Here is a 26,346-nt window from a genome sequence, read left to right on the forward strand (position 1 = left end):
ATGCCGGTGCTTGGGTTCAACATAACCAAGATTCAGATGGAAAAAATGGCGTCTGCGGTTCCTGGAGGCCAGATTGCAGTCAAACTTTCCCCCCGCGTGAAGGAAGTCCGCCTCGGCGAGGTTCGCACCCCCACGGGCAAAATGAACGGGGTGGAGATACTCTTCAGGTATGACATCGAGTACGATCCCAAAATCGCGGGTGGCTCTGTGGAAGGTGCGATTCTGTACGTGCCGCCCTCAAAGGACAAGATAGACGACATACTGAACCTGTGGGAGGATGAGAAGAAGATAGACCCCGTGGTCTTTGCGGAGGTCGTCAACTTCATAACCAAGGAGGTCTCTCCCATCCTGATGGTTCTGGCCAAAGAGATGCGCCTTCCGTACCACATCCCGCTCCCGCGGGTTGAGGTGAAGCCCTAGTAGATGCCCTCCGCTTCGTGGATGCTCTTCAGCATCTTCCTGAGTTCTTCCCTTTTCATTGCCTTCTCCGCGAGCTCAAGCGCCTTGCCGTATTTGCCCTTTCTCAGGTAGTACTCAACGTGTTCAACGTCGTCGAGCACTTCGGAGGACGTGTTGGACGCGGCGAGCTTTTTCAGGACGGCCAACCGGATCCTAACTCTGAAGGGGAGTTGGCCGGTGTAGTCGAGGGCCCCCTTATACGTTTCAATGGCGTCTTCGAACTTCCCCATTCCTATGAGGGCCTCACTTATCTCCATGAGCTTTTCAGCGGCCCTTTCCTCATCTCCCCTGCCCCGGTATGAGCTTATCACCTGGTACAGCATCCTGACGGTGTTGAGGCCTATGAGCTTGGCGCGGTTAAAGTTTTTGGCCAGAAGGTACGCGTACTGGGCCCTGACAAGATAGGTGGTCGTTCTGTCCAGGTCCCCCTCGGAGTAAGCTATCTTGCTGGCCTTCTCGAAGTTCTTCGCTGCGGTGTCCATCATCTCTATAAAGTGAATATCGTACCCAAAGATAGCCTTTATGTACGTGGCGAGCCTGTAGAATGCCACCGCGGCGTTTTCAGTATCCCCCTTTTCAAGTTTCTCCTCCGCGACCTGCCCATACAGCGTTATGATGGTCTCAGCCAGCTTCTTGTAGCCCTCAATGTTGTCAACCAGCCTGTAATACCAGTATGCGGATTCATACGCCCTTATAGCCATGGGGATGTCGTCATTTTCTTGGTATGAGTCGCCCAGATCCTCGTATATTGAGGCGAACTCTTCCGCGTATTTTACCAGGTTCCTTCTGTCATTGGTTGTGGCAAAGACCTCAAGGACGTTAAAGCAGTACTCATCGAGGACATCGAGGTCAACCTCGGGCCTTGAAATCTCCCTCTCGATGAGGTCAACATACAGATACGCGCTCTTGAGGAGGGAGGGCCTGGCCTTCTCGATGGCCCCCGTCTTCTTGAGGAGGAAATATCCGAGGTATCGGTAAAGCCTGGCGGCCTCTTTCTTCCTCCCGGCTTCCTCATACCCTCTGGCAGCCCTCAAAATGAGCTTCAGGCCGTCTTTGACCTTACCCTCGCGGACTTTTTGCATGCCCAGCTGTTCCAGATCCTCCGGCTCTTCCAGCCCAAGGCCCACTGGCAAACTTCTCACCCCTCATGATTCGAGTCCGGGTTCAACTGGGTGAAATTGGAAGTCCGAATATTTAAGCGTTGTCTATGCCCAGACTATTCTGTACCCCGCTGCCTTTCTAAGTCTGTTCATCACCGCAAAGCCAAGGCCCTTTTCCTCAACCCCCTCGGCGATTATGACGTCAACACCCCTCTTGTCAAGCTCGCGGAGGGCCCTGAATAGGTTCTTCGCTACATCCTCATCAGTTTCTCCCAGGTGGAAGAACTCGTCGGCCTCATACCTCTCTGTCGCCATGACGCCGACGCGCAGGCCTTTGGAACGGTACTCCTCAATGAGCTCGGCTATCTTTTTCCTCACGTTCTCGCGCCTCCCCTCAACGACCACAACCTGGGCGTTCGGCGAGTAGTGCCTGTACTTCATCCCGGGGGAGCGGGCAACGTCAACGAGCTTCCCCCTGACGGCCGGGTGAATCTCCACCCCCCCGATAACCCCCTCAATCTCCTCCAGGGGCAGGCCGCCCGGCCTCAGAAGAGTGGGCCTCTCCGAGCTCAGGTCGAGAACCGTTGACTCCACGCCTATCCTGGTCTCGCCGCCGTCTATTATCACTTCGATCTTTCCGTAGAAGTCGTCCACTACGTGCTCCGCAAGGGTAGGGCTGGGCCTTCCGCTTATGTTCGCTGAGGGAGCGGCTATCGGCGTGCTGGCCCTTATCAGGGCGAGGGCTATGGGGTGGGCGGGCATTCTCACCGCAACGGTGTCGAGGCCACCGGTTGTTACCATCGGCACCTCCTCACGCTTGGGAAGCACCATGGTGAGCGGCCCCGGCCAGAACCTCTCGGCCAGGAGCTTCGCTTCCTTGGGAATATCACGGGCGAGCTTCTTCAGGTCTCTGAAATCCGCTATGTGGACTATCAGGGGATTGTCAGCAGGTCGCCCCTTGGCCTCAAATATCCTCCTCACGGCGTTAGCATTGAGCGCGTCCGCCCCCAGGCCGTAAACCGTCTCTGTGGGAAAGGCCACGAGCTTTCCCCCAAGTATGAACCTAGCGGCTATCTTTATGCCCCTCTCGTCAGCTCCGTCTCGCATGTTGATTACTACCGTCATTTTCTCACCCGAAGCGAGGGGCTAAAAAGCGGTTAAAAAGCTATCCCAGAACGGACAGATAGACGTCCTCGACTTCCCTGGCAACGGCCTCCCACGAGTACATTGACGCCACTTTCTTCCCTGTTCTGCCGGCCTTCACGTTCCTCTTTGGCTCAAGGAGCTCCTCAACCACCCTCACGAGCTCGTCAAAGTCTCGGAACGTCAGCCCATTTTTTCCGTCCCGTATCAGCTCAGGAATCGCGCTCACACGCCTCCCCACCGCAGGAACCCCGAGTGAGCCGGCCTCCAGCACCACCAGGCCGAAGCCCTCCCTTTTGGAGGGGAGGACAAGGAGGGCGCTCTCGGAGAGGATTTTTTCCACATCTTTTCTGTAGCCGAGGAAGCGGACGTTGCCGGGTGCGCTCTCTTCGAGCCTTTTTCTCAGCGGTCCATCCCCGACGACGAGGAACTCCCTGTCTGGAAAGTACCTAGCCAGCCCTATGAACGTTTCGGGGCTCTTGTAGTCCCGGAGGGCGCCGATGAAGGTGATGTACCGTGTCTTTGACCTGACACCCCCAAGCTCCCGCACCCCGTTCGGTATTACCCTGACCGACGGGGCGCCCAGCGAGAGCGCCTTTTTCGCCAGCCAGTGGCTCACGGCTATGACTGCATCCGCCTCAAGAAGGCTTTTCTTCACGTAGAACCTCCCCAGGGCCAGCTCTGCCGTGTGCTCCAGGTCGCTACCGTGTGCGGTCACAACAAGGGGCAGGCCGGTTTTTTCTTTGGCCAGAACACCGGCGAAGCTCGTTGTGCCGACGAAGTGAGCGTGGACGAGGTCAAAGTTGAGCCTTCTGTGGAGCTTCACTATTTTCTTTGATCCGAGAAAAGCGAAGCTCGTCCCCCTGAGGCCGTAGACCTGTGGGACGTGAACCTGGTGCACAAACTTCTCCTCAAAATCCCTGGGCTTTACCGGCCCATAGGTCAGAACATGGACCTCGTGGCGCTTCCTCAGCTCCCTCACGAGGCTGTCAAGGTGGTTTGCAACGCCGCCACCGTGAGGAGGGTAGTGTCCGACCATCAGAACCTTCATTTTGACCAGAGAGAATAAGAAAGGACGTTAAAAAGGATTATGGTCTTCCGGGCCTTCTTGCCGGTGGCGAGCGGCCGGAACCCCTGCTGGCGGCCCTCCTGACAGTCTTTTCGGCCAGCATCCCCCTTATCCTGGGGAGCAGGTCGTTGAGGACGGTAGAATAATCACCTTCTTGGAGGGCGCCCCTGGCCCTGTCCAGGAGGGCCTCGATGTCGCTTACATCGTAGCCCCTCCTCTTGAGGACACCTGCCATGACTTCAAGGTTTGTCAGCTCGATGCGCAGGCGGAGCTCCAGCGACCCCTGGTAAACAGTTCTGAGCTCCCGATACGCTGCTGCGATAACAAAATCCGAGTCAGTCCCAGCCTTTACGGCGAGCCTGTATGCCTCCTCGTAGCGTCCCATGCGGTACTTCTCCCACGCCAGTTCCACGGCCTTCCTCGCGCTTTCGAGCTTCTTTTTGGCCTGTGGCACCTGGAGTCCGTCAAGGAGCCCCTCCGCCCTCCTAGTTCTGTTCTCCACCACGGTAAGCAGTGAGTAGACTTCAAGGGGCCCCGGTGCCGGGGAGACGTTCTCAAAAGATACGTTCCCGAAGTGTGTCCTGATCCACGAGCCGAGTCCGTTCTTGTCCACAGGGAAGCTGCCGGTCTCAATGTACTTCACCTCAGAGAGAGAGCCAAACTCCCGGAGCACCTGCATGGTAAGCGCTTCCCTCCCGGCGTCCGTCAGAATAAGGACGGATTTGCCAGCGTACCTGTTCATGTAGTCCTCTATGGCCAGGATGTCGCGGCCGTTTGCTATTACCACGGTGGTTATTCCGCTGAAGACGGAGGGGAACTCCTCCTTCAATGCGGACATAACCGCGCGGTTAGTCTCGTATCTCGTCTCCCCGTACCAGCGCTCGTAGGATATTCCGAAGACGCTGAAATCCTTGGTGTACTCCTCGGGGACCGCCACAGGGCCGCCTATTATTATCACCCTCTCGGGCTCCGAGCTCAGGATCTCGGCGCTTATTTCGGCGCTATACATTCCCCACGGGCTGACGAAAACTTCCGCACCGAGAAGCTCCCCGACGTTTTGGGCCACCGCCATATCCGCCCCGTTGTCACTCACAAGGATGGCTATCCCCTGGCCCCCTTCGGAGGCAGAGGCCAAGGACGCCGGTGAGGATCCCGCGATGAGTATGAACATCATGATCACGGGGATGATTTGCCTGGACATCACTGCACCACCCTCTTTCAGTTGCAAAAAGGCGTATTTAAGCCTTTTTCACGAAACTGTTTGCGTATGTTTGAAATTGGGGGATAAGGGGAGTGGCCAGAGGAATTTTGGCCCGGAAAAAATTAACGGACGTTCAGAAAGGTTTACTGCCGTTTAAATACCTCGCTGAAGACCCTCTGCGCGTATTCCCTGAGTGTGAGGCCTTCTTTTTTCGAAAGTCTTTCCAGCATCTTCTGGGAAAAACTGCCATACTGTGCGGCCTTTTTCTCCCTTCCAGCGATCTCCTCGGGGAGGCCGAGCTCAACGGCGGCCTTCCGCAGAACGGCCTTCCTCACCCCGCCGCCTATCTTAGCCTCCAGAGGTGTGCCGAGCGCCGCCGAGACAACCGAAAGGTCAAGGAACGGGAAGCGTCCCTCCACGGCGTTGAGCATGGCTATCTTATCGTCTCTCGCTAGGTTTTTCTCCCCCATTTCACACAGATCCTTCTCCATGAGCTCCGGTCTCCGGAGGTATTTGGCATAGCCCCCGAACAGCTCGTCCGCACCCTGGCCGCTGAGGAGCACCTTCACACCGTCCCTTGAGGCCAGCTTTGTGGCAAAGTACAGGGGAAGGCCAATGGCCAGGTTCATCGGGTTCGGCTCCTCTATCGCGAAGACCACTTCCCTGACCGCACCGGCGATGTCCTCCTGGTCAAAGACGTACTCCTTGAGGGGCAGTCCCAGCAGGTCACTCGCCCTCCTCGCCCACTCCAGGTCGGGGCTCCCTTCGGCCCCTGCGGTGTACAGGACAACGTCCGAATGCTCCGAGGCCAGGAGCGCCACAAGGGAGCTGTCAATGCCTCCGGAAAACAGGACTCCGACTTTTTTTGGTGTCCTGATCCTCACTGCGTGGGCCAGCGTTTTTTTGACGGCCACTACCGCGGTTTCCAGGGGGAGCCGCCGCCTCCTGAGTTCCATCAAGCTGAAAACCTGCTTCCTGGAGACCCCCTTTTCAGAGATGACAACAAGCTCGCCGGGGTTTACCGGGACGGTCTCCCTCCCGATTGCCCACAGCACCTTCTTTTCCGATGCAAAGAAGCCGTCGGTGGAGTAGTAAAGGGGCCTGACGCCCACCGGGTCACGGAAAAGGTATATCCTCCTCCCGTCGCTGAGGGCTACGGCGTAGTCGCCGCTGAGAATCTCCATTGCCGCCCCCACAGCTCGCTCTATCCCCGCACCCCCGTCCATAAAGAACTCGATAAGGCGCAGGATGACCTCACTGTCCACGTCCGTTTCAAATGACACCCCCTTGCCCTCGAGCCAGCCCCTGACCTGGGGGTAGTTGTATATCTCCCCGTTGTGGGCCAGCACGAACTCATTGTAAAAAGGCTGGGTGTAGTCGAGGGAGCCCGTCATGGCGAGCCTGCACTGGAGGATGCCGATGCTTCCGTCCGGGATCTCTCCTACCTTTGAAAAGTCCTTCGACTTAAGGACACCGGTGTCCGTCCACACACCGAAGGCGTCCTCTCCCCGGTGTTTCCCGGCCTGGATCATCGTTATCAGGTGCTCTTTCAGGTTCTCACCGATGCCTCCAGCTATCAGGCACACGTCCCCCACCGCATAGACTCTCTGAAAGGATGAGATAAGGGTTCCCGTTTTCAACGTGGGAAAGTTATGAGAAAGGAGCCTCCGCGGTGAAAGGATGTTCAGACAGTGTCGGGACAGCCTGAACTATGTGAGGTCGCCGCAGGTGCAGTAGTGCTCGTAGGCGAGGGTTTCCAGTTCGTCGAACCCCTCCCCCGTCCTCGCAGAGAGGTATACAACCCGCGTTGGGGGCGCGAGCTCTGGAAAGACCGAACACATCCTGTAGGCCAGCAGTGCCCCTGTGGACGGCTCCAGCTTCAGCCGTGATGTCAGGTATTCAGCGTCATCGAGGTACTTTTTATAGCTGGAGAGGTCGGCCACGGTGTCCACCTTGTTCATCGCGGGGACGGTGGTGGTTCCCAGGCGGAGGTCTATCATGAGGCCAAAAAAGCGGACAAAGCAGAAGTCGGAGGGCCTCCTCAGGATTTCGGGGCCGAAGAGGTAGACCGAAAGGGGCTCAGGAAGGCCCTCCACGAGCCTCACCCCGAACTCGTGAAATAGAAACGTCTCCATCTGGCCAGGAGTGTCAATCAGAACGTAGTCGTTCTTCCGATCCAGGGCCAGCACCCGCTCGGTGTACTCTTCAACCGCCGGCAGGAGCCTGTCGTAGCTCTCAACTATCGCCCCGTTGGGGCCATACCCCTCGTCCATCAGCTCCCAGGCCGTCACGTGTTCCCTCACATCTATGTCCGGCGTATACAGGATCCTTTTGACGCCCGTATCGAGGTTAACGTAGGCAACACTGAGGCCGTTTTTTTCCAGGTACTTCCCAAAGGCCCCCGTCAGCGTCGTTTTTCCGCTCCCCGCAGTGCCGATGAACACCATTATCATCTCATCACCCTTGACTTGAAGCCTGCTATCCTTGTGATCCTCTCTGCGAGCTCCATGAAGGCCTTCGCCCCGTCTGATTTGGGCTTGTACTCGACCACAGGCATCCCTTCGAGCGTGGCCTCCCTGACGGCCGGATCCTCCGGAATGACCGCTAGGAGGGGTACCTCCATGACCTCCTCGGCAACATCGGGTGGGATATCGGTGTCGCTCCTCCCGTACCTGTTGAGAACGAAACCAAGAACCGCCAGTCCTGCCTTTTTCAGCACTATGCCGACCTTCATTGTATCCGTGATGCAGGAAATCTCTGGGTTCGTGACCAGCACGACCTCCTCCCCGCTCATCGTGGCGTTCATGGCATCCATCTGGAGACCCGCGGGGGAGTCTATGATCACGAAGTCAAACTCCTCCTTTAGGGGTTTTATTATGCCAGGGAGCTTACGCGGATCCGCCCTGATAACGTGCTCCCAGTCTATCGATGCGGGGATCAGGTGGACATTTTTGTATCTGGTGGCGTAGATGGCCTCCTCTATGGTGGCGTTCCCCGCGAGGACGTCATGGATCGTGGTGCTGGCGTCGTCTATCCCCATGACTAGGCTGAGGTTCGCCATTGTGAGGTCTGCGTCCACTGCACAGACCCGGTAGCCCATTTTGCCCAGCGCGATTGAAAGGTTGGCCGTCGTGGTTGTCTTCCCAGTGCCCCCCTTACCCGATGCGATTGAGATAAGCCGCCCCATCCCGGCATCAACCCCAGACTTTCTGGCATGTAAACCTTTATGAACCTTTAGTTGTAGCACCCCTTTGGGGAGGGAGGAGAGAGTCTGAAGAACTTTTGAGGTGAGAAAGATGAAAGTGTTTGTTGCCGATACCAGTGTCATTGTTGACGGCAGGCTTACCCAGTTCCTTTCAACGCTGGGAGAGAAGGTCAAGGTGGTCATCCCGGAAGCGGTCATTGCGGAGATAGAGCACCAGGCCAACGAGGGGAAGGCCATAGGTCATGTAGGACTTGAGGAGCTCAAAAAGCTCCGCGAGATGGCGGACAGGGACGAGATACTCCTGGAGTTCCACGGCGAGAGGCCCGAGCTCTGGCAGATAAGGAAGGCAAAGGCCGGCGAGATAGACAACATGGTCAGGGAGGTGGCCCAGACCCTCAGCGCCACGCTGATCACCGGCGACCAGGTGCAGAGGGACATATCCATAGCAAAGGGCATAGACGTCATCTATCTGACCACAAAGAAAGAAGTCAAGCACCGCTTGGAGGATTTCTTCGATGAAACAACGATGAGCGTCCACCTCAAGGCCAGCTTAAAACCCCTAGCCAAGAAGGGGAGACCCGGAGAATGGAGGCTCGTTCCGGTTAGGGACGAAATCCTTACCGACGAGGAGCTTGAGGAAATAGCGGACGACATCGTCGAGAGGGCCAGGAGAGACCCGGAGAGCTTCATAGAGCTTGACGAGCCCGGAGCGACCGTTGTCCAGCTCAGAAACTATCGCATAGTCATAGCTAGGCCCCCCTTCGCCGACAGGATTGAGATAACAGCTGTAAGGCCTGTCAAGAAGCTCAGCATAGAGGACTACGGGCTGAGCGAGAAGCTCCTTGAGAGACTGAAGGAGAGGGCCGAGGGGATACTCATAGCAGGTGCCCCGGGGGAGGGTAAGACGACCTTTGCCCAGGCCTTGGCCGAGTGGTACGCTAGCATGGGCAAGATTGTAAAGACCATGGAGAAGCCGCGCGACCTTCAGGTGGGGGAGGAGATAACCCAGTACACGGCCCTGAACGGCAGGATGGAGCTCACCGGCGACATCCTCCTTTTGGTCAGGCCGGACTACACGATATTCGACGAGATGAGAAAGACGAGCGACTTCAAGATATATGCCGACCTTAGGCTGGCAGGTGTCGGAATGGTCGGCGTCGTCCACGCCACCAAGCCTATCGATGCAGTCCAGCGCTTCATAGGAAGGGTCGAGCTGGGGATGATACCCCAGATAGTGGACACGGTCATCTTCATAAAAGCCGGCCGCGTCGCCAAGGTTCTCACACTCGAATACTTAGTCAAGGTGCCCAGCGGCATGAGGGAGGAAGACCTTGCCAGGCCGGTCATAGAGGTCAGGGACTTCGAGACCGGTGAGCTGGAGTACGAGATTTACACCTACGGCGAAGAGGTAAGCGTCGTCCCGGTGAAGAAGGAGGAAAAGGCCCCAGCGTTGAGGCTCGCCGAGAAGAGGCTCAAGCAGGAGATAAAGAAGTTCCTGCCCGATGTCTACGCCGAGGTGGAGATAGTCAGCCCGCACAAGGCGGTAATCTACGCCGACGAGTTCGACATCCCGGCGATAATCGGCAAGAAGGGAAAGAGAATAACTGAGCTGGAGAAGAGAATAGGTATAAGCATCGACGTCAAGAGCTTCGCCGAGAGGGAAGCGGAGAGACCCAAGGAGAAGATACCCGTTGAGGTCGAGGAGAAGAAGAAAACAATAGTCCTCCGCGTTTCCCCGGACTACGCAAAGAGGCCCCTCAAGTTCTACGGCGGCGAGCAGTACGTCTTCACTGCAACGCCCAGCAAGAAGGGTCTCGTGAAGGTCAGCAAGAGCACGCCGATAGGGAAGGAGCTCAGGAGGCTCATCGAGGCAGGGATTCCGATATGGGCCACGGCGTGATCCGAAACTTTTTATAGTTTTATTCATTCTTTCCCATGGTGGTAATTAGTGGAGACGGCTGACGTTCCGGCGATCCTTGCAGCACTCTTTTTCATGACCATTATAATGATGCCGTTTGTTGCAGGAGGTAATGTAGTGATGAAGCTTCTCTTCGGAATTCTGCTAATTGTGCTTCTGGTTTATCTCGTCATGAGAGTCTCGGAGCTGGACGACAGAGTTGAATCCTTGAGGAAGGAGCTGGAGAACCTCAGAAGAGGATTGAGTAAGGAGGCTGAGTGAATGGCCGGGGAAAGCGGTATGGAAGCTGTGGGTGCGGTCATCAGCGCCGTTGGTCTGGTGCTCCGCGTTATGGGCGGCATCGGTGTCGGTCTATTAATCACGGCCATTGGACTGCTGACGTGGAAGGTGGGGGAGGTGCAGAGGGAGTTTATGGAGAGGATAGAAGCACTTGAGAGGGAGATTGAGGAAATAAAAAGGAGCCGTGGTGTCCATGATCCAGAAGGATAGAGTCCCCTGGGCAAGGGCATCGAGAAGTGGATCAAGGGCACTAAGCGTGAAGAAAGCTCCAGCTAAGGCTCAGCTGCGAGGGTACTCATCACCCCTCAGCTAGCGAAATTGTCTTCATCGCCGGAGTTTGTTCTCGCAAGGTTTTTTAACCCTTTTCCGGAGGGACTACCATGCTGGTTCTGGCATCGGGAAGCCCCAGGAGGCGGGAACTGCTGGCAGGGTTCATCCGGGATTTCAAAGTAGTCCCGAGCAACGTCGAGGAGAGCTGTCACACCGATGACCCGGTTGAATGTGCCCTTGAGCTAGCCAGGGCCAAGGCGTGGGCGGTCTACAACCGCGTAGGAGGCACGGTAATAGGCGCCGATACGGTCGTCAGCATAGACGGCCACGTCCTTGGCAAGCCTAAAGACGAGAAAGACGCCTTCAGGATGCTGAAGCTCCTCAGCGGGAGGGTTCATCGGGTCACGACGGGCTATTGCATCGTCCACCGCGGCGAGGAGCACTCCGGGGCAGTCGTGACAGAGGTAAAGTTCAGGGAGCTCGACGATGAGCTGATCTGGGCCTACATCAGAACTGGAGAGCCCATGGACAAGGCCGGTGCCTATGGCATACAGGGGAGGGCCGGCCTCTTCGTTGAGTGGATCAGGGGTGACTACTACAACGTCGTCGGATTTCCTCTGGAGATTGTATGGAAGCTGAAGGAACTGGGCTTTGAGGTCATATAACACACTGAAAGGTTCTCTTTTTCAGAGAATTCCCGTCTGAATCAATATTCTCTAAGAAGAAGTCGAGTCTAACGTCAGGGAGTCTTTAATAATCCATTGTTAGTATCTGACGAATTGTTACACAAATTCAGGTATTTCATGACGAAAATTTTTCAAGGTCTCCAAAAAGGCCCATTAAACACGCTAATGAGTCTACCCTCAGATTAAATCGTTCATTTTTAGGATTCCGACCGTTAAAATATCATAACTGCAGATCGGGCCCTTCTTTGTCCCCCGGAAGTCTCATGAACATGGTTGTCCATAATTTCGGAGGCGCTGTAGCATGTCTGGGCTACACCACCGCGCCATTTTCCCGCCCCGAAAAGAAGGGCGGAGGTACCGTTTTGAAGACCTCTCTGGAGTAAAGCTTATAAGAATTGGGCCCTCTTATCCTTTTGTATGGCAAAAGAAGGAAAAAGCCGCCCTGTTCCAATAAGACTCTAGGAGAATTGAAAGTGAACGAGATGGGCATTAACAAGTCGCAATTCTTCAAGTTCCAATAAGACTCTAGGAGAATTGAAAGAGGTTCTCCAGAGCTTGGCGTCGGCGCTCCAGCAACTTGTTCCAATAAGACTCTAGGAGAATTGAAAGGAGGAGGCGTGGTGGTTAGGGTTAGGAACAGAATCGAGTTCCAATAAGACTCTAGGAGAATTGAAAGCATAGTTAGGGCCAGTCACAAGGACAGGTGTGTCTTCCGTTCCAATAAGACTCTAGGAGAATTGAAAGGGCGTGGTAGGCGTAGATGAGGATGTCGTCGAAGTCAAGTTCCAATAAGACTCTAGGAGAATTGAAAGGACTCCGGCTACGTGCTGGCGCTGTCATACATCATACTCGTTCCAATAAGACTCTAGGAGAATTGAAAGTGCCGGCAGAACCGACGATGTAGCCGAGCCAGGCCGCATCTCGTTCCAATAAGACTCTAGGAGAATTGAAAGTTGAAATCGCTCTTCCGAGCGGCGCCAGCTCCTTCACCGTTCCAATAAGACTCTAGGAGAATTGAAAGTTTTATCCCCGGCGTTGGCCAGCCCGCTCTTGGCGAGGTTCCAATAAGACTCTAGGAGAATTGAAAGCTTGAAGTTGTCCCAGAGCTCCTTAACGAGGTTGCTTGTTCCAATAAGACTCTAGGAGAATTGAAAGGAGCCTTCGAGTCCAGAACCAGCACCTTCGGCGAGATTGTTCCAATAAGACTCTAGGAGAATTGAAAGGTGGCGTCCAGCAGTCCCTGGAGCTTGAACCCCCTTGAGTTCCAATAAGACTCTAGGAGAATTGAAAGATATTTTTTATTTTTCGGGATCATTGCTTTGAAATTGTTCCAATAAGACTCTAGGAGAATTGAAAGTGAGCGCCATCGGAAAGCCCTCGACGGTCAGGAACCTCGTTCCAATAAGACTCTAGGAGAATTGAAAGCATTATAAAGCTCCCACGCCGGGACTTCCGGGATGTCAGGTTCCAATAAGACTCTAGGAGAATTGAAAGAGAGGAGCCCCCGAAAGGCCTTTCGCTCGTGTATAGGGTTCCAATAAGACTCTAGGAGAATTGAAAGAATGCTTGAGCTTCCAGCCTATGAAGGGCAACTCGGGTTCCAATAAGACTCTAGGAGAATTGAAAGGAAGACCGGCCTGCTCCTGGCCCTTGCCTATATCATACGTTCCAATAAGACTCTAGGAGAATTGAAAGCTCTCCTCATCGCTCGGAGCAAGGTGTAACATTTCGGGTTCCAATAAGACTCTAGGAGAATTGAAAGAAGAGGTAGGTCGTCCTCTTGATGACCTTGATGTCAGTTCCAATAAGACTCTAGGAGAATTGAAAGCTTCTTACGCTTGAGGACGAAGCTCATTCTTTCACCTGTTCCAATAAGACTCTAGGAGAATTGAAAGAAAGTTTGATATTCGTATATCACTGTTTGTTGGTGGTGTTCCAATAAGACTCTAGGAGAATTGAAAGGTAGGGGGTAGGATTGTGATTGTTTCAGTAGAACCAGGTTCCAATAAGACTCTAGGAGAATTGAAGAATATTTCCATAATGTCGGCCGTATCGGCGCCCGCCTCGTTCCAATAAGACTCTACAAGAACCAAATCTATAAAAACTCTGAGAACAGCAAGTCCTCCTTTCTTCCCCCGGCTTTTCTGAACACCTTCTCGCTCCATCCAACGTTCCCGATGTCCTTGGGCCAGTGGGCGTCGCTCGAAAAGACGAGCTTTATCCCGCGCTTTATGCACTCCCTTACGAAGTCCGGCTCCGGGACTTTGTAGCGGGAGCTTATCTCAAAGGCCTTCCCTTTTTCCTCGGCGAGTTCGAGGACTTCTCTGATGCTCTCCTCGCTCGGGTACCCAATGTACCTAAAGCTTGCCCCAAAGTGCCCAATTATATCAACGCTCTCATCGAGGAGCGCAAGCTTGACTAGCTCAATGTACTCCTCCGGGTCGTCGAGCCACAGGTGAACGCTGGCTATCACGTAGTCCAGCCTCTCCCTCATCCCGCCGGCAACATCAACTCCACTGTGGGTTATGTTGGCCTCAATGCCTGCCAAGAGCGTTAGCTCTGCCTCCTCCTTCCATATCTCTATCTCCCTCACATAGCGGTTGAATACCCTTCCGGTGAGGTAGTGGACGTGGTCGGTTATTCCGAGCAGCCCCAGCCCCCTCTCCTCGGCAGTCGCCACGCTCTCCCCTATGCCTGAGGTGCCATCTGAGTGGACGGTATGCGTATGAGCGTCGTGGTGAAATCCCATCATACCTGTTACTCCCCCGGGCCGATTAAAAACCCTTCTGGACAAAATATCCAAAGTAAAGCCCAATCTTGAGTTTTGACAATCTTTAAATATGACAGGCCCGAAACCTAAGCCGGTGGTGGAAATGGTCGAGCGCTCCAGGGTTAGGGTTCTCGTTGCAAAGCCGGGACTTGACGGTCACGACAGGGGAGCAAAGGTCGTTGCGAGGGCCTTGCGTGATGCGGGTTTTGAGGTCATCTACACGGGCATAAGGCAGACGCCAGAACAGATAGTCGAGAGCGTTATACAGGAGGACGTTGATGTCCTGGGGATAAGCATCCTCTCCGGCGCGCACATGGTTCTCATACCGAAGATACTCCGGCTCCTTGAGGAGAGGGGCATCAATCCAAACGAGGATGTCCTCGTCATTGCCGGGGGCATAATCCCACCCGACGACGCCGAACAGCTTGAGGGCATGGGCGTTGCCCGGGTCTTCGGCCCTGGGAGCCCGATAGGGGAGATAATATCCTTCATTGACGAGAACGTCCCCAGACTTAGAAAGTTTCGGTCGGGCTGAGGCTAACATTTATAATTTCTCTCTGGATAATTTGTCCGAGTGGTGACGATGATAGACGATCTTGTGGAACGCATGCTTAAGGGGGACAAGCGGGCCACGGCAAGGCTGATAACCCTCGTCGAAAATGATGAGGAGAAGGCGAGGGAAATAATACGGAAGATCTACCCCCACACCGGCAACGCCTACATTGTGGGAATAACCGGTCCACCAGGGGCCGGCAAATCAACGCTTCTCGACAAGCTCATCAGGGTCGTTCGTGAGGAGGGTAAGGTTGTCGGCGTTATAGCCATAGACCCTACCTCACCTTTCACAGGCGGCGCCCTTCTCGGCGACAGGATAAGGATGCAGAGGCATTCCACCGACCCGGGCGTTTTCATAAGGAGTATGGCCACTCGCGGCTCCCTCGGCGGCCTTGCCAAGGCCACCAACGACGCCATCAAGGTTCTCGACGCCTACGGCTGCGACATAATCTTCGTCGAGACCGTGGGAGTCGGTCAGATTGAGATTGACATCGTGAAGACTGCCGACACCGTCGTCCTCGTCACGGTTCCAGGACTGGGCGATGACATACAGGCCATCAAGGCTGGCCTCATGGAGATAGCAGACGTCTTTGTAATCAACAAGGCCGATAAGGAGGGGGCGGATGCAGCGTACTTCGAGCTCAACATGATGCTCGACCTGGAAAAGGAGCGCTGGGAAAAGAGGGGCTGGAGGCCGCCGATAATCGAGACGGTCGCGACAACCATGAGGGGCATACGCGACCTCTGGGGGGCTATCAGCAATCACAGGGACTTCCTCAACAGGAGTGGGGAGGTAGAACGCAAGAGGCGCTTCAGGGCAGAGGAGGAGGTTAAAACCATAGTGTCCGGCAGGATCGCCAGGATGATAGGCGAAAAGCTGGATGACGAGGAGGTTGCGTCCTTGATAGATCGGATCGTCCGGAGGGAGATAGACCCATACTCTGCTGCGGATCTTGTCCTTGAAGAAGCCTTGGGGGTGAAGGTATGATAAAGAAGATAGACCACGTGGGTATAGCTGTTAAAAACCTGGAGGAGGCTATCAGGATCTGGGAGGGTCTCGGCCTTAAGGTCGAAGAGATTGAGGAAGTTCCGGAGCAGAAGGTCAGGACTGCGATAATTCACGTCGGGGAGAGCAGAATAGAGCTCCTTGAACCGACCGCTGAGGACTCCCCGATAGCAAAGTTCCTGGCCAAGCGCGGTGAGGGAATACACCACATAGCCCTCGGCGTTGATGACATCGAGGCCCACCTTGAGGGGCTCAGAGAGGCCGGTTACAGGCTCATAGACGAGAAGCCCCGCACCGGTGCCGGCGGCGCCAAGATAGCCTTCGTCCACCCGAAGGCCGTCACAGGGGTCCTTCTTGAGCTCTGCGAAAGGGAGGAATGAGCGGCGCAGGCGCGCCTCCGTACTCCCCGGTTGTTTTTGGTTTTTGTTCGTCACAATGTGGCTCGGTTGGGGATTTATGTTCACCCAAGTAGGAAAAATATTTATATACCTATCATCAATGCTACGATGTCTCTAAAGCCGCACCAGGGCACACCACGGTGAAATCCTTACAGGGGATGGAGATGCTGAAACTGAGGAGATCCCCCTCCGAATCACGGGTCATTGACTACCGCCGCCTGGGCGAGTTACTCCAGGCAAACGGCGATAGGAAAAAGCTCCTTATAACCAGGAAGCCGCCCTGTGAGATCAGGGCAGAGAACATCCAGCAGATATGGCTCACCAAGATATCCCACCCCCAGGGGGTGCCGCCCTCCAGACTCCATGCGATAGAGCAACGGGTCTGGGAGCAGCTCAGGGAAGGCGAGGCCGACGTGATTCTGGACGCGGTGGAGTACCTGATTCTGGAGAACGGGGTCGAATCAACGCTCCGTTTCGTCAGCAAGATAAGAGACATGGCTGTGATCAACGGCTGCGAGTTCTACGTTACTGTCGGGGAGGGCCTGGAGCCCATTGTGGTCAACATCCTGAAGAAAATAGTTGATTAGGCCCGCAGGTAAAGTTATATAACCCCTTCACCACTTTTCCAGTTCAGGTGTAAGGCATGCCGTACATTGAGAAGATTGAAATGAAAGGCTTCAAATCCTACGGCAACCGGAAGGTAGTTGTCCCGCTGTCCAAGGGGTTCACTGCCATCGTTGGGGCCAACGGTTCTGGAAAGAGCAACATCGGTGACGCAGTTCTGTTCGTTCTCGGCGGCCTGTCCGCCAAGGCAATGCGTGCCACGAGAATAAGCGACCTCATCTTCGCGGGAACGAAAACCGAACCTCCAGCGAAGTACGCCGAAGTGGCCATGTACTTCAACAATGAGGATAGGGGTTTCCCGGTCGATGAGGACGAGGTGGTAATAAAGCGCCGCGTCTATCCCGACGGCAGGAGCACGTACTGGCTCAACGGCAAGAGAACCAGCAGGAGCGACATACTCGATGTCCTCAGCGCGGCAATGATATCCCCTGAAGGATACAACCTTGTTCTCCAGGGAGATATAACCAAGTTCATCAAGATGAGCCCTACCGAGAGGAGGCTCCTCATTGATGAGATTTCCGGAATAGCCGAGTACGACGCCAAGAAGGAGAAGGCCCTGAAGGAGCTCAAGCAGGCCGAAGAAAACCTCGCCCGCGTTGACCTGCTCATCCGTGAGGTCAAGGCACAGCTCGACAAGCTTGAGAAGGAGCGCAACGATGCCCTCCGCTACCTCGACCTCAAAGACCGTGTCGAGAAGGCGAAGGTTACGCTCCTCCTGGGTGAGATAAGGAGGCTGGAAAATCTGATCCAGGAGAGCACTCTCCGCGACAAGGAGATCGAGGCCGAGATATCTGCAATGGAGGCGAGGCTGAAGGACATCGCTAGGGAGATAGTGGAGAGGGAGAAGGAGCTGAACGCCATAGAGAGGGAGCTGGAAGAGAAGAGCGAGGACGGCATCCTGGAGGTCACGAGGAGGATAAGCGAGGTCAAGTCAAAGATAGGGATGGCTAGGAAGAACATAGAGCTCGCCCAGAGGGAAATTGAGGACAGCCAGCACCGTCTGACCAGGGCAAAGGAGGAGCTCAGAAAGGTCTCGGATGAAATTGAAAAGGGCAGGAATGCCATAGTCCGCTGGAGTAAGAGGCGTGAGAAGCTCATCGCGGAGATAAAGGAGAGGGAGGTCGTCAAGAACGAGCTGGTCATCAAGCTGGGCGAGATAGACAGGGACTTTGCGATAGCGAAGGAGGAGTTTGACAGGGTAGTCGGCGAGCTTGAGGAGGCCAAGAAGGAGCTCTACATGAAGGAGAGCGACATCAGGAAGTTTGAGGAGGAGATAGAGCGTCTGAAGGCGAAGATGGCCCAGGACAGCACCCGGAGGATTGCCCTCAAGTCAAAAATAGATGAGGCAAAGGCCTCGCTGGAGGCCAAGCGCTCGGAGCTGGGGGAGATAGATGGCAGGATGTCGAAGGCCGAGTCCCGGCTGAGGAAGGCAGAGAAAGAGCTTGAAGAGAAGACAAAGATGCTTAAGTCTGCCGAGGCCCAGCTGGCGAAGGCCAGGGAGGAGCTGATAAAAGCAGAGGCCCAGAGGGAGGTCAGGGGGAACCGTGCCGTTGAGTTCTTAAAGAAACAGAACATTCCCGGCCTCTACGGAACACTGGGGGAGCTGATAACTGTTGCCGATGAGGAATACGCCCTCGCCGTTGAGGTAGCCCTCGGCGGACACTACGACAACGTCGTTGTGGAGGACGACAGGGTTGCTGAGAGGGCCATCAAGCTCCTCAAGGAGAAAAAGCTCGGAAGGCTGACCTTCCTCCCGCTCAACAGGATAAAGCCGCGCTCCATGAAGGAGAGACCATCCTTTGGCATTCCGGCGATGGACGTCGTCCAGTACGACCCGCGCTTTAAGAACGCCGTTGCCTATGCCCTCGGGGACACCCTCATAGTTGGGGACATGGATGAGGCAAGGGCCGTGGGGATAGGGAAAGTCCGCATGGTGACCCTCGGCGGTGAGCTCCTGGAGAGGAGCGGTGCCATAACCGGCGGCCACTACCGGCCGCGCGGAAAGCTCGGTGTGAGCGTTGACGAGATAAGGGCCAGGGTGGAAAGGCTGGAGAGGGAAAAGGATGCCCTGGAATCCGCTGTCAATGCCCTCCGCCTGGAGATCAAAGGGCTCCAGAACGAGCTCTTCGAGCTGCGCATGAAGAAAAGCGATCTGAGCAAAGACCTCCAGGTGATTCAGAGGGAAATGGAGAGGCTCCTCGCTGAAGACAGGGCACTTAAGGAGGGCATAGAGGAGAGCGAGCGGCTCATAAGTGCTCTTGAGAAGAAGATCCACGAGACCAAGGGTGAGATGGCCAGGCTCAGGGGGAGGATAGAGAGGCTGGAGAAAAAGAGGGAGAAGCTCAAGAGGGCCCTGGAGAACCCCGAGGCGAGAGAGCTCAACCAGAAGATCAGGGAGGTCGAGCACGAGATAAGCAAGCTGAGGGAGGAGCTCAGCAAAGTCGAGAGCAAGCTGGAGAACCTTGAGGCCAGGATAAACGAGGAGCTCCTTCCGAGGAAAGCCGATTTGGAGGAAGAAATTGAGGGCCTTATCAACAGAATAAACGCCCTAAAGGCCAACATCGAGGAGAACGAGAGGGCTATAAAAGAGTTTGAGGCCGAGCTTGATGAGCTGAAGAGGGCGGAGGAGAACGTAAAGGACGAGCTCAAAGAGCTCCGCGAACGGCGTGAAAGGTTCAGGAACGAGATTATTGACCTCAGGCAAGAGAAGGATGATCTAAGCTCAAAGCTCCAGGAGCTGCGCATAGAGGCCAACACCCTCAAGATAAAGCTCGCCCAGTATGAGGCGACGCTAAAGGAGAAGCAGGACGAGCTGAAACACCATGATGCCAAACTCATCAGGTCAATAAAGGAAGTCCCGCTGGAGCTTGAGGCCCTGAGGGAGCAAATAGAGAAGATGGAGGAGGAGATACGCGCCCTCGAACCGGTCAACATGAAGGCCATTGAGGACTTCGAGGTCGTCGAGCGGAGGTACCTTGAGCTGAAGAGCAAACGCGAGCAGGTGGTTGCCGAGAAGGAGAGCATAGAAGAGTTCATCGAAGAAATAGAGGGGCAGAAGAAGCAGGTGTTCCTCCAGACCCTCAGCGAGATAGCCAAGAACTTCTCGGAGCTTTTCGCGAAGCTTTCTCCAGGAGGAAGCGCCAGGCTCATCCTAGAAAATCCCGACGATCCATTCGCGGGGGGACTTGAGATAGAGGCTAAACCAGCAGGAAAGGACGTCAAGAGGATTGAGGCTATGAGCGGCGGCGAGAAGGCATTAACGGCACTCGCCTTCGTCTTCGCAATACAGCGCTACAAGCCCGCTCCATTCTACCTCTTCGACGAGATAGATGCACACCTCGACGATGCGAACGTCAAACGCGTTGCTGATCTCATCAAGGAGGCGTCGAGGGACAGCCAGTTCATAGTCATAACCCTCAGGGACGTCATGATGGCCAACGCGGACAAGATAATCGGCGTCAGTATGAGGAAGGGAGTGAGCAGGGTCGTGGCTCTGAGCCTTGAAAAGGCCCTGAAGATACTCGAAGAGGCCAAGAAGAGGAGCGAAGCCGAGCACGCGGAGATGTTCGGGCATTTGAGCGGGTGAGAACTATGGAATCGCGCCGCGAGGAGGAGATAACCCCCGTTGACATCCTGCTCCAGCTCGTCCAGCTCGGAAAGGTCGACCCCTGGAACATCGACATAGTCGATCTTACCGAGAAGTACATCGAACGGCTGAGGGAGATGAAGGAGCTCGACCTCCGCGTCTCGGCGAGGGCTATCTTAGCCGCTTCGATCCTCGTCAGGATGAAGAGCGAGGCACTGCTCTACGCTGACGAGGAGGAAAGTGAGGAACAGCACGAGGAGAGACTCCACGTTGAGGTTGAGCCTCTGGCACCCCCACTCCGCAGGGTGGAGCGCTACTACACCTTTGACGACCTTCTGGATGCCCTTATGGACGCCCTTGAGGAGGCAGAGAAGAGGAAGCCGCGGAAGAAAAAGAGGGTCGAGATAGAGGAGGAAGTGTTCGTCGTTGACGACTTCCGCGTTGACATCGAGAAGCACGTTTACAGGCTCCACGAGATAGTCAGGAAGATGTACCTGGAAACAGGGAGGCCCATAAACTTCTGGGATCTCGTCTTCGACCCCAGTCCGAAAATAATAGCCAGAACGTTCCTCTACCTCCTGTTTCTCTCGAACATGGGGAAGGTGGAGCTGATTCAAGAGGAGCCGTTTGGGGACATCATGGTGGTGCCCCTGGAGGAGGCGTAGGCCTCTCTCTCCCTCCCCTTCGCGGGCCTTATGGTTATCACCAGGAAGGGTTCCCTGCTCCCAATATAGAGGCTCCTTTTCTTCATATTTATATAGAAGCAGTACTCCCCGTCGGGCACTTCCTCAATGAACTTTCTGGGGGTAGTCTCCTTCACGAGCCTGCCGTCAAAAAAGACGCATTCGTATGATCTCTCGGTGCCTGCTACCCGCCTACGTATCTCCTCCAGGGGGAGCCTCTCGCAGTCGAGTTTTGTGCAGACGAGGCTCTTCCTGCCGTCAGTGAAGATGACTATCCCTTCCCCAACGTCTAGCCTCACCGACCGGTCGAGGAACGACCAGAGCTCGGAGTATATGCACCCGAGCTTTCTCCTCTTCGTCAGCCTTTTTACGAGCCGCTCCTTTGCGTGCCTCGTTAGAAGCATGGATCAAGTTATGGCGAAAGGTTTAAACCTTCCTGTGTGTAGGTATTTATGTAGGTGATGACCACTAATGAGAGTACACACCCCCCATCTCCCTGCCGGCAGCCTGCTGGTATATCCAGCGGTGTTCCTTCTGCTGTCCGCCCTCGACCTCCTTACCACCCTGGCCGGGGTCAGGATGGGCCATGCCGAGATTAACCCCGCTATGGCAGGGAGGATGTCGAGCCCATACCTTTTCATAGGCAGTTATGCCGCCTACACCGCCATCGGCGTCGCGGTTCTGGTGGTTGCCCTGAAGCTCGAAAAGCTGAGCGTGGCCTTCAGGTACTTCGCCGAGTTCTTCGTTGCCCTAAGGGCCCTTCCTGTCGTGAACAACGCACTGATCCTGCTGGGGATATAGCTTTCCCTTTCGGAGTGAAGAGGAGTGAAACATTTTTAGCCTCCTGAACGTACCGGTCACCATGAGCTATCTCAGAAGAGATGTAATCGAGCCGCGCGTTTACCAGGAGGTCATCTACGCTCGCTGTAAGGAGACCAACTGCCTCGTGGTTCTCCCAACGGGGCTGGGAAAGACGCTCATAGCCATGCTTATAGCGGATTACAGGCTCTCAAGGTACGGTGGCAAAGTCCTCATGCTCGCCCCCACGAAGCCCCTCGCCCTCCAGCACACCGAGAGCTTTAGGAGACTCTTTGACCTCCCCCCTGAGAGAATAAACGTCCTGACGGGGGAACTCTCCCCGGACAGGCGCAGGGAGGTATGGGAGAACAGCATCGTAATAACCGCCACCCCCCAGACGGTTGAGAACGATGTCCTGACGGGTAGGGTATCCCTCAGGGACGTTGTCCTGCTGGTCATAGACGAGGCCCACAGGGCGGTTGGGAGCTATTCCTACGTCTTTATAGCTAGGGAGTACCTTAAGACTGCCAGCCATCCCCTCGTTCTCGGTTTAACCGCTTCACCGGGAAGCGATGAGGAGAAGATACGTGAGATAGTGAAGAACCTCGGCATCAGGAGGATTGAGGTCAGAAACGAGGATTCGCCCGATGTGAAGCCCTACGTCCAGAGGATATCCTTTGAGTGGGTCAGGGTTGAGCTACCTGGGATATACAAGGAGGTCAGGAAGCTCCTTCGGGAGATGCTCAGGGAGAGTCTTAAGCCGCTCGCCCAGTTCAAGCTTGTCAGCACCTATTCGCCCGATATCTCGAAGAGGGAAGTTCTCCAGGCAGGTTCAAGGATAAACCAGGAGGTCGCGAGGGGCAACTACGAGCTGGGAAGACTGAGAATGTATCAGGCCAAAGCCGTTAAGCTCCAGCACGCGATAGAGCTCCTCGAAACCCAGGGTTTGACGGCACTGAGGGCCTACCTGAAGAAGCTCCGCGAGGACAGGAGAACAAAGTCGAGCAGGCAGCTCATGGAAGACCCCCTCATGAGGAAGGTGATATACCTACTCGTCCAGGCGAAGGAGCTGGGGATGGATCACCCGAAGATGGAGAGGCTGAAGGAGCTTGTTGAAAAGCAGCTTTCGCGAAAGCCTGATTCCAAGATCATAGTCTTCACGAACTACCGCGACACGGGACGGAAGATAGTTGAGGAACTCACGGAAATGGGGGTTTCCGCGGAGCGCTTCATCGGCCAGGCCAGCAGAAAGGACGACAGGGGAATGAGCCAGAGACAGCAGAAAGAAGTCCTCCGACGTTTTTCAAGGGGGGAGTTCAGTGTTCTCGTTGCCACCAGCGTTGGTGAGGAGGGCCTCGACGTCCCGGAAGTTGATCTGGTGGTGTTCTACGAGCCGGTGCCCTCGGCGATAAGGAGCATCCAGAGGCGCGGCAGAACTGGGAGGCACAGGCCCGGGAAGGTCGTGGTGCTGATGGCAAAGGGAACGCGCGATGAGGCCTATTACTGGAGCTCAAAGCGGAAGGAGCAGGGCATGTTCGACGCGATAAGGAAGATAGCCCGTGAGCTTGAGAGGGAAATACCAAAGTCTGCTGAAATAAGGGAAAACGTCCCGGAGAGTGTCGAAATGGGCAGGGGAAGGATCACCCCTCTGGACGCGTTTTTGAAGCCCAAAAAGGCCAAAGAGGAGAAGCCAGAGAAGAGCGGAGAAGGTTTGAAGTCCGAAAAGGCCGAAAAACCCGGGAAGGAATCCCTGGAGCACCTCCCAATAAAGCCCATCTTCGTGAGGAAACCTAAGGGAATAGTGGTCTATGTGGACAGCCGCGAGTTAAGAAGCGGGGTACCAAAGCACCTGAAGGAGCTTGGTGCGGAGGTTGAAGTGAGGACGCTCGATATTGCCGACTACGTAGTCAGCGAGGAGGTGGGGATAGAGCGCAAGAGCGCCAACGACTTCATCCAGTCAATAATAGACGGTAGGCTCTTTGACCAAGTAGAGCGGCTCAAAAAGGCGTACGAGAAACCCGTCATAATCATCGAAGGCGAGCTCTACGGCATCAGAAACGTCCACCCCAACGCCATCAGGGGTGCGATAGCGGCCGTGACCCTTGATTGGGGTGTTCCGATACTGTTCTCCTCGGGGAAGGAGGAGACCGCCCAGTTCATCTACCTCCTGGCGAAGCGCGAGCAGGAAGAGAGGAAAAAGGAGGTCCGCCTGAGGAGTGAGAAGAAGGCCTTGACCCTTGCGGAGAGGCAAAGGCTTATAGTCGAGGGCCTGCCCAACGTTTCGGCAACGCTCGCTAAGAGGCTCCTGAAACACTTCGGCAGCGTTGAGCGTGTCTTTACCGCAACCGAGGAGGAACTGCAGGAGGTTGAAGGGATCGGGCCGAAGAAGGCGAGGGAGATAAGAAAGGTGATCACCGCACCCTACGTCGAAGAGGAAAGCAGCGAGTAGATATCACCCCCCACCCTCACCCCTATCCTGGGTGGTATGCTGGGTAATTGCATCAGAACCCGTCCCGCTGGCAACGCTCGCAGGAGTGTTCCTAGTAAGTGTTCTCTCCAACCACTCCGGTTACAGTGATGCCGGTCTCTTACTGCTCGTTGCCGCGTACGTTATGCCCGTCCTTTCGTTCCTGCTGGGGGCTGCGGTTTACACATCTTCCTTCATCAAAAGGAGTATTGCAAAGTCCCCCCAGATCTAAATCGAAGGGCTTTTTTGTGGAGATTTCAAAGGAAGAGACCGGAAGTCTGACCTCCTCCCCGCCGTGAACGGCGAGGGTTCCAACGGTTTAACCCCTCGCTAAAGACGGGGAGGTTCGAGGGGCTCCATTAAAGCCCAACTCAAAGCGGGCTTTCAGCCCCTCAGGCCGGGTCTTCGGCCAATTACCCCTCCCTTGAGCGTACAAACCACCCAAGTTCGGGGTTATCGTTTTCACGACCTTCCTCAAAATGTTGAAAGCTCCAACTAAATCAGCGTTGAAGATAAGCCCCTCTGCGGGACACTTAAATAATCCACGAACAAACCTCGCCCCCTCGTGGGGCTTCCCGCAGACGGGGCAAGTTTTAGACGTGAAAGCCTCATTAACAACCAAAACCTGAATACCATACTCTTCAGCCACTTCTTTTAGACGTTGAATCACCATATTGAACCGCCACACGTGAGAGAGGATAAAATTCTGTTTTCTACCCTTCTCCGACCCTCTGGCTATTCCCTTTGGATAGCCAACCACAATCCTCGAAACTCCAAGGTGATAGAGTTTTTCGACAGTCTGTCTAACTGCAGTATTGATGTAGTGTTTTGCTTGAAGTTTGGTCCTCTGGTGCATTCTTTTGAGTTTTCTGCTCTTCTTACAGCCCGATTTATTGAGTTTCGACTGGTAATCGGCAATTTTGTTTTGCCAGTAGAATGCAATGCTCTTTAGCGGTCTGCCATTGACTAAGAAACTCTCCCCGTTCTCAACGTAAACGGCCATTAAGTTATTCACTCCCAAGTCAATGCCAGCAGAGAGGTTGCCCAAGGGTTGTTTTGGAACATCTACCCACTCGTCTCCAATTAGTTTCTCTTCAATAGTGAAACCGATGTGAGCATACCACTTCATCTTAACGTCGTCATAAGTTATCTCTAACCTTCCCCGCTTGCCCTTCAGGTGTATCCTGCCTTTGAACTGAATTTCAAGGCGTTTGAACTTGCCGAGGCCTTTGAGGATTAGCGTATTCCCCTCAATTTTGTACTGGTCGTTCCTGAGAATTAAAAACAATTTCCTCTTCTCATTTTCTTTCAGATAGTTTGGTGGTCTCGGTTTGAACCATTCGGGTAGTTCTCCATTCCTTTTGCTCCGAAGGAGCGAGAAAAAGCTTCTCCAAGCTTCGGCGTTTTTCCTCGCTATTGTCTGAACCGTCGCAGAACCTATCTCTTTCTTGAACTCTTCATAGACTATCTTCTGCGTTTTCAGAAAGTCCACAGGTTTGCCCCCGAAGAATTCCTGTCTCCGTAGGTAATTCACTCGGTTCCAGACCTTTCTCGTGGCGTGGGCTAATTCGAATAGGGTTTTCTCCTGCTCCTTGCTTGGCTGGAGTTTTACTGTTACCGTCCGCTTCATCTCAAAGTATGGTATGGGTTTTGGGGTTTAAAAGAGCATTGCTTTCCCGCCCAATGGCTCGTTGGGCGGTTTACTGCATCCCCGTCCTGAAGGGCGAGGTTTTCGGAAGAAAAATATAAACGTTAGAAAGATTCAGGAACGTTGGAAGGTTATCATAACAGGGCTCTGCTTTTATGTCGCATCCTTCAACATTTTTTATACCCTTCACCTGCCAGTTCCTGACTTCAAATCCGTTTTTTCATAAAATCGCCTGGCATTTTCATCCTCTGGAATTACGCTTAGCCCTCCTCAGCTATCTTTTCTTTGCCCACTTCTGAGCCAAGGCCTTTGCCCTCGTATTCCTCTCGAACCCAGAGAACGTGAATGTGGGCTTCCCATTGAACGGCAAAAGTTCAATCCCCCCATATCCTTGTAAAGGAAAGATGCTCTACCAGAGTTTTCAATGGCTTCAAAATAAACCCTGAAATTTTCCCATGGGTGTTCTACGAGAGGAAGGGTT

At 54.6% G+C, this 26,346-nt stretch carries 23 protein-coding genes, 2 pseudogenes and 1 CRISPR repeat array; of the genes and pseudogenes, 14 read left to right on the plus strand and 11 right to left on the minus strand.

The window, feature by feature from the left end:
* Window positions 1-420, plus strand: a complete 420-nt coding sequence (locus E3E36_RS01950) for a hypothetical protein (RefSeq protein ID WP_167893735.1) — start codon at window positions 1-3, stop codon at window positions 418-420.
* On the opposite strand, the gene E3E36_RS01955 is transcribed toward E3E36_RS01950, so the two are convergent.
* The 7 genes from E3E36_RS01955 to minD form a co-directional block, all read right to left on the minus strand.
* Window positions 417-1,586 carry a hypothetical protein gene (locus tag E3E36_RS01955; RefSeq protein ID WP_342764391.1) on the minus strand — a complete coding sequence of 390 codons (1,170 nt, stop codon included), beginning with the start codon at window positions 1,584-1,586 and terminating at the stop codon, window positions 417-419. The two genes, E3E36_RS01950 and E3E36_RS01955, sit on opposite strands and share 4 nt — an antisense overlap.
* A gap of 78 nt (window positions 1,587-1,664) precedes the next feature.
* The gene (locus E3E36_RS01960; protein WP_167893736.1) at window positions 1,665-2,684 is read right to left on the minus strand and encodes an L-threonylcarbamoyladenylate synthase; all 1,020 of its coding nucleotides are present in this window, start codon (window positions 2,682-2,684) and stop codon (window positions 1,665-1,667) included.
* A gap of 40 nt (window positions 2,685-2,724) precedes the next feature.
* A complete protein-coding gene (locus E3E36_RS01965; RefSeq protein WP_167893737.1) occupies window positions 2,725-3,753 on the minus strand; it encodes a glycosyltransferase family 4 protein in 1,029 nt (342 codons plus the stop codon).
* Between the two features lie 37 nt (window positions 3,754-3,790).
* Window positions 3,791-4,972, minus strand: coding sequence for a cell wall-binding repeat-containing protein (locus E3E36_RS01970; RefSeq protein WP_167893738.1), 1,182 nt, complete (start codon window positions 4,970-4,972; stop codon window positions 3,791-3,793).
* Window positions 4,973-5,115: 143 nt separating this feature from the next.
* Window positions 5,116-6,558, minus strand: coding sequence for an asparagine synthase (glutamine-hydrolyzing) (asnB, locus tag E3E36_RS01975; RefSeq protein WP_167894702.1), 1,443 nt, complete (start codon window positions 6,556-6,558; stop codon window positions 5,116-5,118).
* A gap of 123 nt (window positions 6,559-6,681) precedes the next feature.
* Complete coding sequence (locus E3E36_RS01980; protein ID WP_167893739.1) at window positions 6,682-7,425, minus strand: ATP/GTP-binding protein; 744 nt, start codon at window positions 7,423-7,425, stop codon at window positions 6,682-6,684.
* The gene (minD, locus tag E3E36_RS01985; protein ID WP_167893740.1) at window positions 7,422-8,159 is read right to left on the minus strand and encodes a cell division ATPase MinD; all 738 of its coding nucleotides are present in this window, start codon (window positions 8,157-8,159) and stop codon (window positions 7,422-7,424) included. Before minD ends, E3E36_RS01980 begins: the two co-directional genes overlap by 4 nt.
* Window positions 8,160-8,268: 109 nt before the next feature.
* On the opposite strand from minD, the gene E3E36_RS01990 reads away from it, so the two are divergent.
* The 4 genes from E3E36_RS01990 (at window position 8,269) to E3E36_RS02005 (ending at window position 11,309) form a co-directional block, all read left to right on the plus strand.
* The gene (locus tag E3E36_RS01990; RefSeq protein ID WP_167893741.1) at window positions 8,269-10,077 is read left to right on the plus strand and encodes a PINc/VapC family ATPase; all 1,809 of its coding nucleotides are present in this window, start codon (window positions 8,269-8,271) and stop codon (window positions 10,075-10,077) included.
* A 48-nt stretch (window positions 10,078-10,125) separates the two neighbouring features.
* Window positions 10,126-10,356, plus strand: coding sequence for a hypothetical protein (locus E3E36_RS01995; RefSeq protein WP_167893742.1), 231 nt, complete (start codon window positions 10,126-10,128; stop codon window positions 10,354-10,356).
* On the plus strand, window positions 10,357-10,584 hold the full coding sequence (locus E3E36_RS02000; protein ID WP_167893743.1) for a hypothetical protein: 228 nt from the start codon (window positions 10,357-10,359) through the stop codon (window positions 10,582-10,584).
* 170 nt (window positions 10,585-10,754) lie between these two features.
* Window positions 10,755-11,309 carry a Maf-like protein gene (locus E3E36_RS02005; RefSeq protein ID WP_167893744.1) on the plus strand — a complete coding sequence of 185 codons (555 nt, stop codon included), beginning with the start codon at window positions 10,755-10,757 and terminating at the stop codon, window positions 11,307-11,309.
* A gap of 465 nt (window positions 11,310-11,774) precedes the next feature.
* Window positions 11,775-13,426: direct repeats of the CRISPR family, unit length 30 nt; unit sequence GTTCCAATAAGACTCTAGGAGAATTGAAAG.
* A gap of 2 nt (window positions 13,427-13,428) precedes the next feature.
* Here E3E36_RS02005 and E3E36_RS02010 read toward each other — a convergent pair.
* A pseudogene (locus tag E3E36_RS02010) lies at window positions 13,429-14,082 on the minus strand (PHP domain-containing protein); the annotation flags it as partial.
* A 121-nt stretch (window positions 14,083-14,203) separates the two neighbouring features.
* Between E3E36_RS02010 and E3E36_RS02015 the strand changes: the two are divergent.
* From E3E36_RS02015 to E3E36_RS02040, 6 genes are all read left to right on the plus strand, one after another.
* Complete coding sequence (locus E3E36_RS02015; protein WP_167894703.1) at window positions 14,204-14,635, plus strand: cobalamin B12-binding domain-containing protein; 432 nt, start codon at window positions 14,204-14,206, stop codon at window positions 14,633-14,635.
* Window positions 14,636-14,683: 48 nt separating this feature from the next.
* Window positions 14,684-15,643, plus strand: a complete 960-nt coding sequence (gene meaB / locus E3E36_RS02020) for a methylmalonyl Co-A mutase-associated GTPase MeaB (protein ID WP_167894704.1) — start codon at window positions 14,684-14,686, stop codon at window positions 15,641-15,643.
* Entirely contained in the window at window positions 15,640-16,041 is a 402-nt protein-coding gene (gene mce / locus E3E36_RS02025) for a methylmalonyl-CoA epimerase (RefSeq protein WP_167893745.1), read from the plus strand. Before meaB ends, mce begins: the two co-directional genes overlap by 4 nt.
* 176 nt (window positions 16,042-16,217) lie before the next feature.
* Complete coding sequence (locus tag E3E36_RS02030) at window positions 16,218-16,646, plus strand: DUF835 domain-containing protein (RefSeq protein WP_240911750.1); 429 nt, start codon at window positions 16,218-16,220, stop codon at window positions 16,644-16,646.
* Between the two features lie 56 nt (window positions 16,647-16,702).
* The gene (smc, locus tag E3E36_RS02035; protein WP_167893746.1) at window positions 16,703-20,269 is read left to right on the plus strand and encodes a chromosome segregation protein SMC; all 3,567 of its coding nucleotides are present in this window, start codon (window positions 16,703-16,705) and stop codon (window positions 20,267-20,269) included.
* A gap of 5 nt (window positions 20,270-20,274) precedes the next feature.
* Window positions 20,275-20,934 (plus strand): ScpA family protein, encoded by a 660-nt coding sequence (locus E3E36_RS02040; protein WP_167893747.1) that lies wholly within the window; start codon window positions 20,275-20,277, stop codon window positions 20,932-20,934.
* Here the strand turns inward: E3E36_RS02040 and E3E36_RS02045 are convergent.
* Window positions 20,883-21,356: a hypothetical protein gene (locus E3E36_RS02045; protein ID WP_167893748.1), complete on the minus strand. Its 474-nt coding sequence runs from the start codon at window positions 21,354-21,356 to the stop codon at window positions 20,883-20,885. The two genes, E3E36_RS02040 and E3E36_RS02045, sit on opposite strands and share 52 nt — an antisense overlap.
* A gap of 67 nt (window positions 21,357-21,423) precedes the next feature.
* Here E3E36_RS02045 and E3E36_RS02050 point away from each other — a divergent pair, with 67 nt between their 5' ends.
* The 3 genes from E3E36_RS02050 to E3E36_RS02060 all read left to right on the plus strand — a co-directional run bounded on the left by E3E36_RS02050 (window position 21,424) and on the right by E3E36_RS02060 (window position 24,449).
* Window positions 21,424-21,753, plus strand: coding sequence for a DUF5658 family protein (locus E3E36_RS02050; protein ID WP_240911751.1), 330 nt, complete (start codon window positions 21,424-21,426; stop codon window positions 21,751-21,753).
* A gap of 61 nt (window positions 21,754-21,814) precedes the next feature.
* Window positions 21,815-24,199, plus strand: a complete 2,385-nt coding sequence (locus tag E3E36_RS02055; RefSeq protein WP_167893749.1) for a DEAD/DEAH box helicase — start codon at window positions 21,815-21,817, stop codon at window positions 24,197-24,199.
* A 31-nt stretch (window positions 24,200-24,230) separates the two neighbouring features.
* Window positions 24,231-24,449: a hypothetical protein gene (locus E3E36_RS02060; protein WP_167893750.1), complete on the plus strand. Its 219-nt coding sequence runs from the start codon at window positions 24,231-24,233 to the stop codon at window positions 24,447-24,449.
* An 87-nt stretch (window positions 24,450-24,536) separates the two neighbouring features.
* Here E3E36_RS02060 and E3E36_RS02065 read toward each other — a convergent pair whose 3' ends face one another.
* Together E3E36_RS02065 and E3E36_RS13375 are read right to left on the minus strand one after the other, a co-directional pair.
* Entirely contained in the window at window positions 24,537-25,847 is a 1,311-nt protein-coding gene (locus E3E36_RS02065; RefSeq protein WP_167893751.1) for an RNA-guided endonuclease TnpB family protein, read from the minus strand.
* A 278-nt stretch (window positions 25,848-26,125) separates the two neighbouring features.
* Window positions 26,126-26,218: pseudogene (locus tag E3E36_RS13375) on the minus strand (hypothetical protein); the annotation flags it as partial.
* Window positions 26,219-26,346: the final 128 nt, after the last annotated feature.

This window comes from Thermococcus sp. M36 (assembly GCF_012027355.1).
Classification (GTDB): domain Archaea; phylum Methanobacteriota_B; class Thermococci; order Thermococcales; family Thermococcaceae; genus Thermococcus.

Bases quoted from the DNA above. Each gene is read 5' to 3' on its own strand.
- E3E36_RS01950 (WP_167893735.1), top strand. From the start codon at position 1: ATGCCGGTGCTTGGGTTCAACATAACCAAGATTCAGATGGAAAAAATG.
- E3E36_RS01960 (WP_167893736.1), bottom strand. From the start codon at position 2,684: ATGACGGTAGTAATCAACATGCGAGACGGAGCTGACGAGAGGGGCATA.
- E3E36_RS01965 (WP_167893737.1), bottom strand. From the start codon at position 3,753: ATGAAGGTTCTGATGGTCGGACACTACCCTCCTCACGGTGGCGGCGTT.
- E3E36_RS01970 (WP_167893738.1), bottom strand. From the start codon at position 4,972: ATGTCCAGGCAAATCATCCCCGTGATCATGATGTTCATACTCATCGCG.
- E3E36_RS01980 (WP_167893739.1), bottom strand. From the start codon at position 7,425: ATGATAATGGTGTTCATCGGCACTGCGGGGAGCGGAAAAACGACGCTG.
- minD (WP_167893740.1), bottom strand. From the start codon at position 8,159: ATGGGGCGGCTTATCTCAATCGCATCGGGTAAGGGGGGCACTGGGAAG.
- E3E36_RS01990 (WP_167893741.1), top strand. From the start codon at position 8,269: ATGAAAGTGTTTGTTGCCGATACCAGTGTCATTGTTGACGGCAGGCTT.
- E3E36_RS02000 (WP_167893743.1), top strand. From the start codon at position 10,357: ATGGCCGGGGAAAGCGGTATGGAAGCTGTGGGTGCGGTCATCAGCGCC.
- E3E36_RS02005 (WP_167893744.1), top strand. From the start codon at position 10,755: ATGCTGGTTCTGGCATCGGGAAGCCCCAGGAGGCGGGAACTGCTGGCA.
- E3E36_RS02015 (WP_167894703.1), top strand. From the start codon at position 14,204: ATGGTCGAGCGCTCCAGGGTTAGGGTTCTCGTTGCAAAGCCGGGACTT.
- meaB (WP_167894704.1), top strand. From the start codon at position 14,684: ATGATAGACGATCTTGTGGAACGCATGCTTAAGGGGGACAAGCGGGCC.
- mce (WP_167893745.1), top strand. From the start codon at position 15,640: ATGATAAAGAAGATAGACCACGTGGGTATAGCTGTTAAAAACCTGGAG.
- E3E36_RS02030 (WP_240911750.1), top strand. From the start codon at position 16,218: ATGGAGATGCTGAAACTGAGGAGATCCCCCTCCGAATCACGGGTCATT.
- smc (WP_167893746.1), top strand. From the start codon at position 16,703: ATGCCGTACATTGAGAAGATTGAAATGAAAGGCTTCAAATCCTACGGC.
- E3E36_RS02040 (WP_167893747.1), top strand. From the start codon at position 20,275: ATGGAATCGCGCCGCGAGGAGGAGATAACCCCCGTTGACATCCTGCTC.
- E3E36_RS02045 (WP_167893748.1), bottom strand. From the start codon at position 21,356: ATGCTTCTAACGAGGCACGCAAAGGAGCGGCTCGTAAAAAGGCTGACG.
- E3E36_RS02050 (WP_240911751.1), top strand. From the start codon at position 21,424: ATGAGAGTACACACCCCCCATCTCCCTGCCGGCAGCCTGCTGGTATAT.
- E3E36_RS02055 (WP_167893749.1), top strand. From the start codon at position 21,815: ATGAGCTATCTCAGAAGAGATGTAATCGAGCCGCGCGTTTACCAGGAG.
- E3E36_RS02065 (WP_167893751.1), bottom strand. From the start codon at position 25,847: ATGAAGCGGACGGTAACAGTAAAACTCCAGCCAAGCAAGGAGCAGGAG.